A 14568-nucleotide genomic window follows, 5' to 3' on the forward strand; every position below is an offset into this window, starting at 1 on the left:
CCCAGAGGTTTATAGACTGATAAGCGAAAGAGATATCTAAAAACCTATTCCATGCTAAAATCATATATTAATTACCGTAAACCGAAAAGTATATTTGATGTTGAAAAAGAGTAGGCGTAGATAAAGAGATTGAATTTGTTGTGTAAAATGTATAGTTGGCGATAGATTGAATTGGGATAAGGGTAACAGAGTACCTTTCTTGAATGTTGTAGATACTTATTATGTCTATAATGGGAAGTTTTGTGTAGGGTATTAATTATAGAATGGATTAAGTAAATTTAGAATAGGATATGGTGAACCGTATACATGGACAACGAAAATAGAAAGAATGAAGTTATAGTATGTTTCTTCAGAAGATTCATGTGGAGTGTTGCTCGCTACTGATTAGGAAGGAATAGTAGGTGTGATAGTTGTAGGTTTAGACCTTGGAAATACAGGGTTAAGAGAGCGTTCATTGTCTGCTGATGGAAATTTTATATAGGGTTGTAGCATTAGGACATTAGGCAAGTGATGTGGCAGAGAAAATAGTATTGGATAAGTTGATTTTATAGCTAAACTAGTGATTGATTTTGCATTTTAAAAATGTTATTATTAATATGATAGTATTAAAAGCAATAACAATAACTAAATTTGTAAGAAAAGGTGGAATGACATCCGACCACTTAGTGTTATATTGTTTCAAATAACATAAGTAGCTTGGAGAAATAATACAAACTCGTTAACTGAATAATTAGGAAGGGCTGTTTTAAACAAACAGTCTATTGGTTGTTCCTAATTTATCAGTTTGTGGTTTTGTATATTCTCTAGGGCTACTTTTCTATTTTAGCCGTAGAGTCTTGGTTACTCTACGGTGTATTTTTTCGAAGTTATTGTTATTGCTAATTACTATTTTACCAAGATTACTAGGAGGAAAATTAAGTTTGTTTGTATTGATTACGATGAGTATGTCAAATAAATAATGACGGTATCCTGTTGTCAACATACTGTTCGAAATCAGATAAAAAAACATCCATTAACCTCCATTACAAAACATGGAGTATATAAGGAAAGATTAGTTGATATGATAGCAGACTCTATGAGAACATTATTACTAGAAAGCAAGGGATATAAAGTTAATATATTTGAATATGTATCCTCTAGGTGATTATATAAGAGAAAATCTATAAATTTTCTTAACTGCGGTTGATAAGATGTAAGAAAATAGGAATTTAATCAAAATAAATAATAATATTTACCTTTGTTCATTAGAAAGAAAGGTATAGAGGAGTAGAAAAAGATGAATATAAAAAAAATGATGAGTTTAGTAAATGATGTGAAGCCTTATGAAAAAGGTACGGCAAATATGTGGACAGATGAATATATTTCAAAACAATTGCTTAAAGTGCATATAAACCCAGATATTAATACAGCAAGTAGAAAAGAAGAAAGCATTGATAAAATAATAAACTGGATATTAGAACAATTATATAAAAATGATGGTTATATTTTAGATTTGGGGTGTGGTCCTGGTCTATATACAGAGAAACTTGCAAAAAAAGGATATAAGGTTACAGGTGTAGATTTCTCTCAAAACTCAATAGAATATGCAAAAAATAGTGCAATACAAAATAATTTGGATGTGAATTATATTTGTGAAAATTATTTAAAATTAGAGTTTAAAGAAAAATTTGATCTAATCATTATGATCTATTGTGATTTTGGAGTGTTATCTATAGAAGAGCGAGAAATGTTGTTAGAAAATGTTTACGAGGCATTAAAGCCAGGTGGAATTTTTATCTTTGATGCTCTGAATAAATATACCATTGATAATTTAACGTTTGAGAGAAATTGGGAATTTTCTAAAGGCGGATTTTGGCAGAATAAACCATATTTATGTTTGTCACAATCAAGTCATTTTCCAGAAAAGAAAGCAATATTAGATGAAAATATAATTATTGATGAAGAAAATAATTACAAAATATATCGTTTTTGGAATCACTATTTTAATGAAGATGATATTAAGAATATTTTTAAAAAACTAGGTTTTAAAAAAGTTAAAAATTATGAAAATATATTAGAGAATAATGGATTATATAATGATAAAGGTGTTACTTTTTATAAAGTTATAAAATAAAATATACGTAAATATAAATAGATAGATGTGTAGGTTAATTGCATGAAAATAAATATTTATTAAAACAAATAATAGACAATAATTATTATTAAACTAAAGATGAATTTAAATAAGATAAGAAAATGGGAAAAATTATATTAGAATTAGATAAAAAATCAGTAGCATCTAGAAATTAGTTTGATGTATATAAGATAATAACATTGTTTCTTTTGGTATCACAGGGATATCAATTAAACTTTTAACTAAACATCATGTCCGCTACTAGACAATATTGGACACACAGAGAAAAAGAATTTGTGTGGAAGAATCGCATAAAACCAATAAAGTATATAGTAGACATTTACATTAGCATATGAAGTATCGAAACTTTTTTCAAGGTTTCGGTACTTTTTCTATTATATAAAATAAAAGGAGTTAAAACCGAGAGAGTAAAACCTAAGTATGGTAATGTATATATAAGTATTTAAGCTTCAAATAAAGAAATAGGAGCAGCCTATGAAGATGGTGTCATTAATCTATATCGCCAGTATAAAAGCTTCTTTAAGCCTATTGTAATACTGATGAGTTAGCTTCTAAAGAATTACCAAAGGGATATAAAAAGCTGCTAGAATTCAATAACTATATTTTAGCTAATGGAACATCAATTTTTTTCTTAAACTTAATGATTATGGTTTGTTGTGTATTCTTTGTTTTAGTAATATACTAATATATAATAAATAGTAAAGCTTGCTAAGCATTTTGAAAAATGGAAATAATTTAAAATGGAGAGATTTATTCTAATATAGAAATCGCAATAAATTTTTTGCATTTTGATTTTTTGAATATCCTTAAAACATTGGCTATTCAAAAAATCAAAATGTAAATTTATAAGTGCGTTCTATATATTTAATTTTTGTGAAAACATTAAGGAGATTTGAGATGTCTATTACAGTATTAGAAGCGATGAAACTTGATACTTTTAAAAACTTTAGATTAATAGCTGGACATCGTGGGTTTGAAAACAAGATTGAGAGAGTTGGAATACTAGATTATGAGTACGATAAAAGAATAGAAGGACAGCTTTATAAAGGACAGTTCGAAAAAGCCCAGTTTGTTATATCTAGTCTATTGTTTGCAAAGGATGATGCCAGTTTAATATTTGACGCAGTTAAGTGCTTACTTAATGATAAAGTTAAAGGTCTATCTTTCAAAGTCAACAGATTCTAATGACTTCAAAGCTGGCTTTAGATTTAGCTAAGGAGAAAGGATTTGGATTAGAAGTAGACCTATAAAATATGGTTTTATATAAAAATTAATTATGAATCACAAGGAGGAGAAAAAATGAAAATCAAACCCTTTAAAGTTGAGCAATGGATGAACGAATTTGAGAATGATGCAATATATAATATTGCAGAAACATGTGTTCATTCAATTACACTGAATGAGTTAATGGAGATGTCCGGAGAAAATCCCGAAGAATATTGGCAAAAGATAAGTGATATAAGGCTAACCTATGGTCACATAGAGGGATCTCCAGAGTTTAAAAAAGGCGTATGTAAGCTATATAAAAACATGAAAGAAGAAAACATTCTTTCAACTCACGGTGCAATAGGGGCTAATCATTTGGTTTTATATTCTCTTGTTGAAAGCACAGATAGAGTTGTATCGGTGTTGCCAACTTACCAGCAGCATTACTCAATACCTGAATCCTTTGGAGCAGATGTGCAGATATTGAGATTGAGATCAGAAAATAATTTTTTACCTGACTTAAATGAGCTAAGGGCCCTTGTAAATAGCAATACAAAAATAATAAATATCAATAATCCCAATAATCCTTCAGGTTCACTAATGCCAGAAGAAATGTTAAGAGAAATCGTAGAGATTGCAAGAGGTGTGGATGCATATATATTATGCGATGAAGTATATCGAGGACTTAACCAAGAGGAACATTACACAAAATCTATTGCTGACCTATATGAAAAAGGAATTAGCGTAAGCAGCATGTCAAAAGTATTCTCCCTTGCTGGACTTAGAATGGGCTGGATTGCCTCACCGTCAAAAGAAGTCATGCAGAAATGCTTCGAACATAGGGATTATAACATGATAAGCTGTGGAATATTGGATGAAATTTTTTCAGCTCTTGCATTGAAAAATGCGGATAAAATACTGGAAAGAAATCAGACAATAATAAGAAAAAATTTGGCTATACTTGATAAATGGATATCAGAACAGCCGTATATTTCATATATAAAACCAAAGGCAGGTACAACGGCGCTTTTATATTATGACTTCGATATACCTTCAAGAGATTTATGTGTTTCTTTAATGAAAGAGAAGGGTGTTATATTAACGCCGGGATCATGCTTTGAATTAGAGAAATGTGTAAGAATAGGTTATGCTTGTGAAATAAAAGAATTAGAAGAAGGACTTGAAAAATTAGCTGAATTTCTAAAAACACTTGAATAGTTAAAACAGGTCCGTACATCGATTTCATGCATCGACAAAAAAATCGATAAGGCTTTACCGTTATATTATCTATTTTGTAGAATATATTAATGGGATTACTAAATATGATTGAAAGCTCTAGACTTTAGTCGAATATATATTTGAACATTATATAAATGAAACTAGTTTAGGTGAAAAACAAGAGATTAAAATCATATACAATTGTGCTGAACTTATAAAGTAGTGGTGAAATCAGGGTTTAGGGTGTATTTCTAAATTAAGAATATGACTTAAACCCCTTGGGGACCATAAGCCCACTCAAGGATATTGATGAAAAAAGAGAGTTAGTATTACCAAGAAGAAACAGCACCTACAAGCATATTTTTGCTTATCTTATTCATACTAGAAAAATTGATGGGGATGTAGTGCAAGAATTTGTAAAAAATAAACAACTTTATGAAGATGAGAAAAGAAATTGTGTATTTGTTGGCTACAATAATGAAAATGAACCTAAATTTGCCAATCTAAGGGGTACTGGTAGGAAACAGTTTAGGAAAGACCTATGGGGTTCCGACAAGACTTACCCCTTCCATAGAGAAGGAACAAATGATACTTTATTAATCTTTGAAAGTCCTATTGACTTAATGAGCTATATGACATTAGCCAAGATATATAAAATAAAAGATTTGAATCATCATATGATTTCAATGGGTGGAACTTCCTATTTACCTATTGAATACTATATTAGCCAACATCCAGTCATAAAGAAAATGATCCTTTGTCTTGATAATGACCAAGAGGGTCATTTTTTTTCGCAACAAATTCAAGAAAGGTTTGGAGAGAGATTTCAGATATTAAAGCATTTGCCAACTGCCAAGGATTTTAACGAAGATTTAATTGTTATACACAATAGATTAAATGATTATGAGAAAACTGAGGGTATGCAACTTTAGCTATGGTTAAGTTGCACAATTTGAAAAAAATACGAACTAATTAGAAATATAAAATTGATCTTTAATAACTGAATAATACAGTATTAAAAAATATGTTACAATTAATTCGTAACAGTAGAATATCATGACTTAAATTGGATGATTTTAGAAAGTGTATATTTAATGGAATTGAATTTGTATATAGGAGGGTGAATTTTATGTTTGAGAAAGATACAATCAAGGGTTTTATGGGTGGTTTTATAGCTTATTTTGTATTATCATTTATTCTTGATTTTTTTGAATTAGATTCTATACTTGTTAAAAGTACTATTATCGTTATTTTATTAATAATTTATTTTATAATACAATCACAGAAGAAAAATAAAAAGTCGTAATATTCTTATTAAACGCCGTGCTTGTTAAAACTAAACATTTTATTTAAATACCGTATTATTCAGAAATGAATTTGCGGTATTTTTTATGTCGTATTACAAGATTATTATGACGGAAGACATATTAAGAAGTTCATACTAAAAATATATTCCACGCTTAAAGTTATATATCCAAAAAAGATAATATTTAAGATGATGATAGGGAGCTAGTCATGTAGGAGGGGAGAAAATGGGTGTTATCAAAAATTTTTTTGAGAAAATTAAATATCGCCATAGTTTAAAGGAGTTAGAAAGGTTTACGAAGCAGGAAAAATTGAAATTTCAAGGAGAAATATTGAGTCACTTAAGACTAACCTGTTTAAAAAGATAGAAGTAGAAAAGAAAATACCTGATAAAGCCACTGAAAAACAAGATAATAAAGTCAGTAATAAAGTAGAGTCACCAACCTTAGAAATAGGGAATGCAGAAATATATAAGGAGCATTATGAAAAAATGATGAATGCTTACCCTAATGTGTCCCATGTTCAAGAAGACAATGGGGAATTAGAAATGTAGTATGAATAAATAATAGAATTAGACATAAGATACTAATAGTAACTTATGTTTCTGAAAGATGCTATCTAATCAAAAAACAATCGTGTAATCTTATAGTAACTAATGAAACTATAAGAAACGGGTGAGTGTTATGGAAATGAATAAGGTCATGTTTGGAAAAAGATTAAAGGAGACTAGAAAGTTAAGAAATATAACGTCTAATAAACTAGCAGAGTTATGCGAAATAGAGCCATCATTTGTAAGACAAATTGAAAGTGCTGCCAAATATCCGAGCATCCCAGTATTTGTAAAGCTATGTAATGCACTAGGTGTTTCCCCTGAATACTTATTAAAAGATAGTCTAAAAGAAATTGATGAACCAGATAACTTAAAGAGTCTATATAATAAGCTAAAAAATTTATCCCCAAATGAAATAGAATTAGCTAAAGATATAATAGAGGACATTTTAAAACATCGACATCGAGATCTATAAATACAAATAATTTATAATTATTACACAGTTTGATATAATCTGCACTTTAAGTGGTGCATACTTAAGGTAACAAAAGTTTCTTTAAGAAACTCTAATCACATGAAGGAGGAAAAAACTGTGGAGAATGATTATGTAGAGATTATAGGGAAGGTATTTGACATCATAGATGAAGCAGAATCTAAAATTGTTTCTAAAGGTAGTGAGGAACGTTTTAACGAAGAGGGGTATCTGTTGCAGAAGATACATGAAGATTTAATCAGGCTTGTGGGGAAAGCCGAAAAGAGGTATGTGGAATATCAGCCTAATACCTATTGATTAGTTTGTAAGTGTAGTGTAAAGTAAATAATCTTATATTCAAATGCTATTCAAGGCATTTTTACACCCTCATTTTATTGTATGGATAGAATGGGGGTGTTTTTATTAAATAGGTATAGCCAATAACAAAGGATTGATAGGATGTATGGCGAATATTGTATTAGGTGGAATTACAATATATCGTATTGAATGGATAGGAGGATTTAATGAAAAATCATAAAAAAGTAGATGGAAGGCTTTTGCAAATAAATAAGAAGTACTCTCAACTAAAACATAGTCAAAGAGAGTTTATTGCCCATGAACTATATGCTCAGTGTAAGGCATACGTCATGACAAAAGGAGTATTTCCTAACAATAAACAAAACTATGATATTATAGATGCAGTCATGGAAAAAATAGAAGAAAGACAAATATGGATTCCAAAGGATGAAGTATACAAGCATTTCATAAGCAAAAAGGAAAAATACAGAGCTAAAATGGTTAAAGAGGGATTACTAATTGAGGATAATGGTAAGTTTGTATTTAATAAAAAAATCATATTATATATAGCCATGAGTTTGGATGGATATATTGCTGATAAAGATGGAGGAATAGATTGGCTAGAGGAATATGCTAACATAGAAGATACAGATTATGATGAGTTCTATAAAACTATTGATACGGTCATAATGGGTAGAAAAACATACGACCAAGTTCTTGGCTTTGGAGAATACCCCTACCAAAATGTGAAGAGTTATGTCTATAGCAAAACAAGAACAGGAAAAGATGAAAATGCTGAATTTATCCATACACCACCTGTGGATTTAGTAAAATCATTGAAACAAAAACCAGGTAAACATGTATGGTTAATAGGTGGAGCAGACTTAATACATGACTTTATAGAGGATAATTTAATAGATGAATATCAGATAACTATATTGCCTGTTATTTTAGGAGAGGGAATTCCGTTATTTAAAAGTGGTGTTGATAGAGTAGGGTTAGAACTACTTTCTAAGAAAAATGTAAAGGATGTAGTGACCCTTACTTATAAAAAGAAGTAGATATTTATTTTCAATATCCTAATAAAACCGCAGTCCTCAGAAGGCTTTGCCTTCCTGCGGGCAAGCTTCCACTTTGTTAAACAAAGCAGCTTTCTGGGGATATCCCCAACCCCTTAATATTGGGCTATGCCCAAACCCCAAAAAATAAATTCATCCAAAACTAGACTTTACTTCCTAATAATATTACAATACCTTTAATAACTTTGGGGAGGGGTAAGGAATGGATACTATTGTAGATGAAAAAATATTTTATGAAAGCCTAGAACAATTTACTACAGAATATAGAGAAGAAATTCTAAAAAGACTAAAACAGAACAATGAAGAATATAAAATTCTTCGTAAGGAACTTGGTAAAATCTTAGATAGAACTGAATATTTATCAGAAATACTTAATGAAGAAGATGGAAACTTAATAGATAAATTTATTGATGTGTATTTTAAAATTATTACCATAGAAAGTAGTCAAATATATTTACAAGGTCAGATTGATGGTATGAGGATTATAAAAAAATTAAGTTGTATATAGAGGGGCTAGTAGCTTTAATGTTACTAGCTTTTTTATATGGAAAAAAGGAGACGATCACCATAAAAAAAGAAAGATTTATTGGATTTAGGGTAAAAGAAACAGAATATAGCCAAATAGAAAGAAAAGCTAAAAGAGCAAAAATGAATATCAGCCAATACGTATGTTTACAGGCATTAGAAAGAGATATAAGGATTTATGATGGATTAAAGGAACATACCCGTCAATTATCAAGACTAGGAGGAAATTTCAATCAAGCCTTAATATTAGTACATCAAGGAAAGCTCAATACCATAGATATTATGCCTATTAAAAGGAGATACATGCCATATGGCTATTGTTGAACAAATTAACGGAAGAAACAAGACGTATACAGGGCTAAGGAGAGTAATTGACTATATTCATCGTGAAGATAAAACTCAACTTGGCTTATACAGTGGTTTTAATTGTGATGCCGATAATGCTTACAACGATTTTATTATGACCAAGAGAAATTACTATAAAGAGACTGGACGACAATATATACACTTTATTCAGTATTTTTCAAACCGTGAAAATATATCAGCAGAAACCGTTAAGACTATTGCAGATGAATTACTTTTAAGTGATATAAAAATAGAATATGGACAAGCAGTAAAGGTGTCTACTATGTATGATAATAAAATGGAAAATTTGAAAACATATGATTCTACTCTATTGGCTTGTATTTATCATAAAGGTTCTTATCATAAACTTCCCAAAGCATATGGACATATTATGAATTGGATAGATAAAAATAACTACTTTATAATAGATAGTCCAAGAGAATGATATATTAAAGGCCCATTTGATTCATTGTATAAGGAAGAATGGATTACTGAAATTTAAATACCAGTAGTAAGGATATAATTTCAACAAAATGCTTGACCTTCCTGTTAGGGGAAACTATATAATTAATTATATAAATACAGTAACAGGAGGAATTGCTATGAAAATTTTAGAATTACCACACAGATTGGCAGATTATTTATGCCCAGTAAACGGACTTTGTGATATATATGAATGGAAAACACAAAGCCGTATACCAGACGAGCTTGTTTTTTATTGTCAGTTAGGTTTTCAAATAATAACAAATGAAAACTTAATGCCACCTAAAATGATATTTTTAGGCTCTGGAATAGGTAAGAGGCAATATGAGTTTTGGCAAGATATTATGGGCTATAAAATTTATCATTCAGAAGGAGAAATATTTTCCTCAACTGTGGAAGATATTAAAGAACTAATTAATAATAATATACCTGTCATTTTATTTGGTCTAGATATGTATCATCTTCCTTATCAAGAAAAATTTTATCAAAAGATACATATTCCTGGACATATTGTATTAATGGTAGGATATGATGATAATGAGGTTTATATTTACGATAATTCAAAAATAGGCATTCAAATCATTCCAAATAATGATTTAAGACTAGCTTGGGAAGATGGGTATGCAGGATTTAGCAGAAAGAATTCTTATTTTGGTATTGAGTTTAGTGACATTGTAATGAGTGATAAAAAGGTGATTCAAGCTGGTTTAAAAGGTATGGCAAAGCGATTTTTAAAGCCAAAATTAGGTTTTATGGGAACAAAAGGACTAACAAAATTAATAAAAGAGTTTTCTTTATGGAGAAATATGTATAATAAAGATATATTAAAAGATATATATATGCACTTTATAAAATTTACAGGTAGTGTTCTTCCAGAATTACCAAAACAGCTTAATAAAATGAATTCTGGCATAAATAATCCACATAGAGGTACACGGGATTTAATGTCAAAAGCACTGATAACATATAGTAGTCAATATGGAAATGAAAATTGGGAAAAAGCTTCAATACTGTTTGAAAGAAGTGGTAATATTATAGAACAGGTAAGTAATTACATGATAAAAGATGTTCTTAATGATGATTTTAGTAATATGAGCAAATACATAGAACTATTTTATGCAATACAAAATTATGAAGTTAAAGCATTTAATCTTTTGTTATAAATTTTCTAATAATCAGTATGAAGATATAAATAATTAACCATTAAGAGATTACATATTTAACACTAAAGGAAGAAAATCATGAAACTAATAAAAAACTATTTTAGAGATAGCTTATATTGTGCTATCTCTTTTTATGTTTGCGAGGCATGTTGCCGAGCCGATGGTTTGAAAGAAAACCTGTCACCTAGCTAATGGGAAGACAAGCTGTAAGTAAGGGCGTTTTCGGCGACGAAAGGGTCTGAAGGAAGCTGATGGCGGTTATTGGAACGGAACGTAAGTGAAGCAATGTTGGCATATGTGGTGGATAACCCTCCATAAAGTGGGAATGTCCTAAAATTAGCTTAGCTGCATGTGTTATGATGGTCGTTTTAATAACAGGCGGAGTGACTTAACCTAGGAAGTGCTGTATTCGAAGCTGTAGATTTCACCTACAAGTGAAAGCAAGAGGTGAGATGAGAGTGCAGTATACAGATGAAGCCGTAGTAGTGAGTAAACCTATACCAATGAAAGCTAGTAATAGACTGGAGGATAAAATATAGGTGACATACCACCTAGTTGATGTGGCTACCCTAGGTCAAAAGCCTATGGTAGATGCGAAGGGCGGAAGAGATTTCAAAGTGTATGGGAAAGAATTTTGAATAAGGGTGAAGGTGTTAAAAGAAGGCTGTAATGCCAGAAGGTACGAATAGTTGGCATAAAAGAATTTGCGGACTATCTCGACGACACAGATATGAAGTAAGTAGGGAAGCGAAGATAAGATTGCCATAGAGCTAGAGACGTCGAGTAACCCTAGTGAAGAACATATAGCCTGAGTAAAGAATACTGAAAGATACAGCAACAGAGGAGGAAAAGCATGAGGAAATGGTACAGCCTTATCGATAAAATATATCGAAAAGAAAATTTAAAGTTAGCCTTTAAGTGTGTAAAGAGAAACAATGGAGCTCCTGGAATAGATGGAGAAACTGTTTCTGACTTTGCAGAAAAGCTAGAATTAAATATTGAGTTTCTTCATGACAGACTGAAAACTAACACGTATGAGCCTAGTCCTGTAAGAAGAACAGAAATTGAAAAGCCTGAAGGTGGCATAAGATTACTGGGAATTCCTACAGTAAAGGACAGAGTAGTACAGCAAGCTATTGTTAATATTATAGAACCAATCTTTGATAGGACATTTCATCCATCAAGCTATGGATACAGGCCCAATCATTCACAGCAACAGGCTGTTGCGAAAGCAGAACGCTTTATGAACAGGTATAACTTAAAGCATGTGGTAGATATGGACTTAAGTAAATGTTTTGATACGTTAGACCATGAAATTATGATGAAAGCAGTATCAGAAAGAATAAGTGATGGGAAAGTATTAGAGCTCATTAGGAGATTCCTAAAATCAGGTGTAATGCTAGATGAGAGCTTCAATGCCACAGAAGTTGGTAGCCCGCAGGGCGGTGTCATCTCACCACTACTTAGTAATATTTATCTTAATCAGTTCGACCAAAAGATGATGAGTAAAGGCATAAGGATAGTACGTTATGCTGATGATATTCTTATCTTTGCAAAAGATAAGAATACAGCAGGTAACTACAGGTCCTATGCAACAAAAGTCTTAGAAGAAGAACTGAAGCTGAAAGTTAATGAAAACAAAACTAAGCTTACAAGTGTGTATGAAGGAGTTGGATTTCTAGGCTTTGTAATTCGTGCTAAAACTCTTGGAGTTGACCCTAAAAGGATAAAACGTTTCAAAGATAAAGTGAGAAGAATTACAAGAAGAAATTCAGGAAGAAAGTTTGAAAATATCATTAAAGAACTAAATCCAGTTCTGCGAGGATGGATGAACTACTATCGCGTAGCGAATATTAAAGGTTTCACAAGAGATTTTATGAAATGGCTACGCAGGAGACTTAGAATGGTTAAAATGAAACAATGGAAGACCTACAAGGCAATGCATAAAGAAATGAGAAGTTTGGGAATTAAAGGAAATGGGTTGAAAATGGCTGTAACAAAGTGGAAGAATTCAAATGCACACATTATGCACCAAATACTTCCCAATAAATATTTTGAAGACCTAGGACTCATTGATATACACAAATACGAAGTTGGTCTGTTGTCGAATTATTATTAATTCGGTGAGAAATTTCAGGAGCCGGATACGGCAAACGTAAGTCCGGTTCTGTGAGAGCAAAGAAAACAGGATTAATTATCCTGTTCTCTAGCTACTCGATTTACTTTGAATTAATGTCAATACTTAATAGAAGAATTATTTTTGATAGGGTAGATGTTATGATTATTTTATTAGGATTAATTCAAGTTAATATAGTGTCATCTATACTTGAATTGCTGTTAGTCCACTACCATTTTTAGTAGTGGCATTAATAAAAAATGGTACATTAGGCGGGGGAGATATCAAGTTAGTTGGAGCTTGTTCCTTTTATTTAGGGATTTCTGGAGGACTATTAGGAAGTAGTCTAGGACTAGTTTTTACAATACTTGTAAATGTGTTATACTTTAGTTATAAAGGTTTGGATGATATTGGAAAGTTTCCTTTAGTTCCTTATTTGGGGGGTGGGTATTGGGTTGTGGTATTGTGTGTGTAGCTAGGTTGGTGTTATTATTGTATTATAGAAGAAAGAGAGAGTCCATTTATAATTGGTATTAAAGATAAAAATGTGATGTATGAAGTTATATGTTGATATTTTAAGAATGTGTAATGTCAAGGGATTAGGTTTGTTATGAGAAGGTGAGTAAATGAAAGAAAATTTTGAGAGAAAGAAGCAATATACGAACATACAAGATATATACAAAAGTGTTAAGATTGATTGGACCAATTTTTATGTGTATTTATATGATACTCTTGGTGATCCTACCATACCATTTCAAGTCGAGCCAATAGAGTATTTGCAGTTTGCAAAAAATGGTATAAAAAAATCTTCAAATGAATCATTAATTAATTCATTAACAAATGCAAAACGATCAATAGATGCACAAGTGGATTTACTAATTTGTGCATTAGGATTTGATTATAAAAAATTTGATAACTATCCAAATATAAAGGATTTTATTAAAAAATTTTATAAAAAAAAGAATAATGATGGGATTACAGAAAAAATAAAACTACTTAATATCCTTGGACTTGCTCCTACTTTATTAATTTCTGAAACAAGACATTTAAGGAATAAAGTTGAACATGAATACATTATCCCTAAAATTGATGAAGTTAATAAAGCTATTGAAATAGCTGATTTATTTATTAATGCAACTAACAGAAAATTTCAACTAGCTTTTTATTCTTTTATTATAGGAAATAAAAGTAATGTAGATAGAACATCTAATGATTTTAATTTTCCATATATATATTTTGAATTTGATATGTATAGGCAGAGTATTTTAATTACTGCTGTACTAGGCGGAGAAAAAATATTACCACATGACTATAAGTATTCAAAGAATAAAACTATGCTTATTTTTCCAGAAGATAAAGATTATCTTGAGATTCTAAAAATTATTTTTGAAGAAAACTATGATATGATACCTAAAATATTTGGTAATTCAATAGAGGAAAAGTATATTAAAAAAGAAATATTGAATAAATACTTGTAGATACAAAAAAAGATAATATACAAATAGAAAGATTAATTGTTAAGTTATTTATTTTGAGTGATTAGATTTTATTACAAAAAAATTTTGGCTTTTAGATATCTAAATAATAAAAATAGATTTCATGATATTTTTTAAATAAGCTATAAAAATAAATTATTTCAAATGTAAAGAGATTCTTAATATAATCAAATTTTATA

At 30.2% G+C, this 14568-nt stretch carries 16 protein-coding genes; all 16 read left to right on the plus strand.

The features are described 5' to 3' along the window. Window positions 1-1276 precede the first annotated feature (1276 nt). Entirely contained in the window at window positions 1277-2113 is an 837-nt protein-coding gene (locus tag B5X81_RS13045; protein WP_079492263.1) for a class I SAM-dependent methyltransferase, read from the plus strand. 918 nt (window positions 2114-3031) lie between these two features. Further along, window positions 3032-3319 (plus strand): PucR family transcriptional regulator ligand-binding domain-containing protein, encoded by a 288-nt coding sequence (locus tag B5X81_RS13050; protein ID WP_079492264.1) that lies wholly within the window; start codon window positions 3032-3034, stop codon window positions 3317-3319. A gap of 114 nt (window positions 3320-3433) precedes the next feature. Next, window positions 3434-4558, plus strand: a complete 1125-nt coding sequence (locus B5X81_RS13055) for an aminotransferase (RefSeq protein WP_079492266.1) — start codon at window positions 3434-3436, stop codon at window positions 4556-4558. A gap of 278 nt (window positions 4559-4836) precedes the next feature. Beyond that, on the plus strand, window positions 4837-5490 hold the full coding sequence (locus tag B5X81_RS13060; protein ID WP_079492267.1) for a DUF3991 and TOPRIM domain-containing protein: 654 nt from the start codon (window positions 4837-4839) through the stop codon (window positions 5488-5490). A gap of 197 nt (window positions 5491-5687) precedes the next feature. After that, window positions 5688-5864 (plus strand): hypothetical protein, encoded by a 177-nt coding sequence (locus tag B5X81_RS27070; RefSeq protein ID WP_139380328.1) that lies wholly within the window; start codon window positions 5688-5690, stop codon window positions 5862-5864. A 226-nt stretch (window positions 5865-6090) separates the two neighbouring features. Then, window positions 6091-6231, plus strand: a complete 141-nt coding sequence (locus tag B5X81_RS27490; RefSeq protein WP_170917410.1) for a hypothetical protein — start codon at window positions 6091-6093, stop codon at window positions 6229-6231. A 321-nt stretch (window positions 6232-6552) separates the two neighbouring features. After that, window positions 6553-6888, plus strand: coding sequence for a helix-turn-helix domain-containing protein (locus B5X81_RS13065; protein WP_170917411.1), 336 nt, complete (start codon window positions 6553-6555; stop codon window positions 6886-6888). 117 nt (window positions 6889-7005) lie between these two features. Beyond that, entirely contained in the window at window positions 7006-7203 is a 198-nt protein-coding gene (locus B5X81_RS13070; RefSeq protein ID WP_079492270.1) for a hypothetical protein, read from the plus strand. A 206-nt stretch (window positions 7204-7409) separates the two neighbouring features. Then, entirely contained in the window at window positions 7410-8243 is an 834-nt protein-coding gene (locus B5X81_RS13075) for a dihydrofolate reductase family protein (protein WP_079492272.1), read from the plus strand. A gap of 220 nt (window positions 8244-8463) precedes the next feature. Continuing rightward, complete coding sequence (locus B5X81_RS13080) at window positions 8464-8769, plus strand: DUF6809 family protein (RefSeq protein WP_079492273.1); 306 nt, start codon at window positions 8464-8466, stop codon at window positions 8767-8769. Between the two features lie 17 nt (window positions 8770-8786). After that, window positions 8787-9110, plus strand: a complete 324-nt coding sequence (locus B5X81_RS13085; RefSeq protein ID WP_139380329.1) for a plasmid mobilization protein — start codon at window positions 8787-8789, stop codon at window positions 9108-9110. Next, the gene (locus B5X81_RS13090; RefSeq protein ID WP_079492277.1) at window positions 9097-9576 is read left to right on the plus strand and encodes a relaxase/mobilization nuclease domain-containing protein; all 480 of its coding nucleotides are present in this window, start codon (window positions 9097-9099) and stop codon (window positions 9574-9576) included. The genes B5X81_RS13085 and B5X81_RS13090 overlap by 14 nt, the downstream gene beginning before the upstream one ends. A gap of 157 nt (window positions 9577-9733) precedes the next feature. Then, window positions 9734-10777, plus strand: a complete 1044-nt coding sequence (locus B5X81_RS13095; RefSeq protein WP_244282093.1) for a BtrH N-terminal domain-containing protein — start codon at window positions 9734-9736, stop codon at window positions 10775-10777. 853 nt (window positions 10778-11630) lie between these two features. Next, entirely contained in the window at window positions 11631-12896 is a 1266-nt protein-coding gene (ltrA, locus tag B5X81_RS13100; RefSeq protein ID WP_079492278.1) for a group II intron reverse transcriptase/maturase, read from the plus strand. A 241-nt stretch (window positions 12897-13137) separates the two neighbouring features. Further along, on the plus strand, window positions 13138-13368 hold the full coding sequence (locus B5X81_RS27850) for a hypothetical protein (protein ID WP_079492280.1): 231 nt from the start codon (window positions 13138-13140) through the stop codon (window positions 13366-13368). Between the two features lie 151 nt (window positions 13369-13519). After that, complete coding sequence (locus tag B5X81_RS13110; RefSeq protein WP_079492281.1) at window positions 13520-14371, plus strand: hypothetical protein; 852 nt, start codon at window positions 13520-13522, stop codon at window positions 14369-14371. Window positions 14372-14568: the final 197 nt, after the last annotated feature.

Origin of the sequence: Maledivibacter halophilus (assembly GCF_900167445.1) — a bacterium.
Lineage (GTDB): Bacteria > Bacillota > Clostridia > Peptostreptococcales > Caminicellaceae > Maledivibacter > Maledivibacter halophilus.

Bases quoted from the DNA above. Each gene is read 5' to 3' on its own strand.
- B5X81_RS13045 (WP_079492263.1), top strand. From the start codon at position 1,277: ATGAATATAAAAAAAATGATGAGTTTAGTAAATGATGTGAAGCCTTAT.
- B5X81_RS13050 (WP_079492264.1), top strand. From the start codon at position 3,032: ATGTCTATTACAGTATTAGAAGCGATGAAACTTGATACTTTTAAAAAC.
- B5X81_RS13055 (WP_079492266.1), top strand. From the start codon at position 3,434: ATGAAAATCAAACCCTTTAAAGTTGAGCAATGGATGAACGAATTTGAG.
- B5X81_RS27070 (WP_139380328.1), top strand. From the start codon at position 5,688: ATGTTTGAGAAAGATACAATCAAGGGTTTTATGGGTGGTTTTATAGCT.
- B5X81_RS27490 (WP_170917410.1), top strand. From the start codon at position 6,091: ATGGGTGTTATCAAAAATTTTTTTGAGAAAATTAAATATCGCCATAGT.
- B5X81_RS13065 (WP_170917411.1), top strand. From the start codon at position 6,553: ATGAATAAGGTCATGTTTGGAAAAAGATTAAAGGAGACTAGAAAGTTA.
- B5X81_RS13075 (WP_079492272.1), top strand. From the start codon at position 7,410: ATGAAAAATCATAAAAAAGTAGATGGAAGGCTTTTGCAAATAAATAAG.
- B5X81_RS13080 (WP_079492273.1), top strand. From the start codon at position 8,464: ATGGATACTATTGTAGATGAAAAAATATTTTATGAAAGCCTAGAACAA.
- B5X81_RS13085 (WP_139380329.1), top strand. From the start codon at position 8,787: ATGTTACTAGCTTTTTTATATGGAAAAAAGGAGACGATCACCATAAAA.
- B5X81_RS13090 (WP_079492277.1), top strand. From the start codon at position 9,097: ATGGCTATTGTTGAACAAATTAACGGAAGAAACAAGACGTATACAGGG.
- B5X81_RS13095 (WP_244282093.1), top strand. From the start codon at position 9,734: ATGAAAATTTTAGAATTACCACACAGATTGGCAGATTATTTATGCCCA.
- ltrA (WP_079492278.1), top strand. From the start codon at position 11,631: ATGAGGAAATGGTACAGCCTTATCGATAAAATATATCGAAAAGAAAAT.
- B5X81_RS13110 (WP_079492281.1), top strand. From the start codon at position 13,520: ATGAAAGAAAATTTTGAGAGAAAGAAGCAATATACGAACATACAAGAT.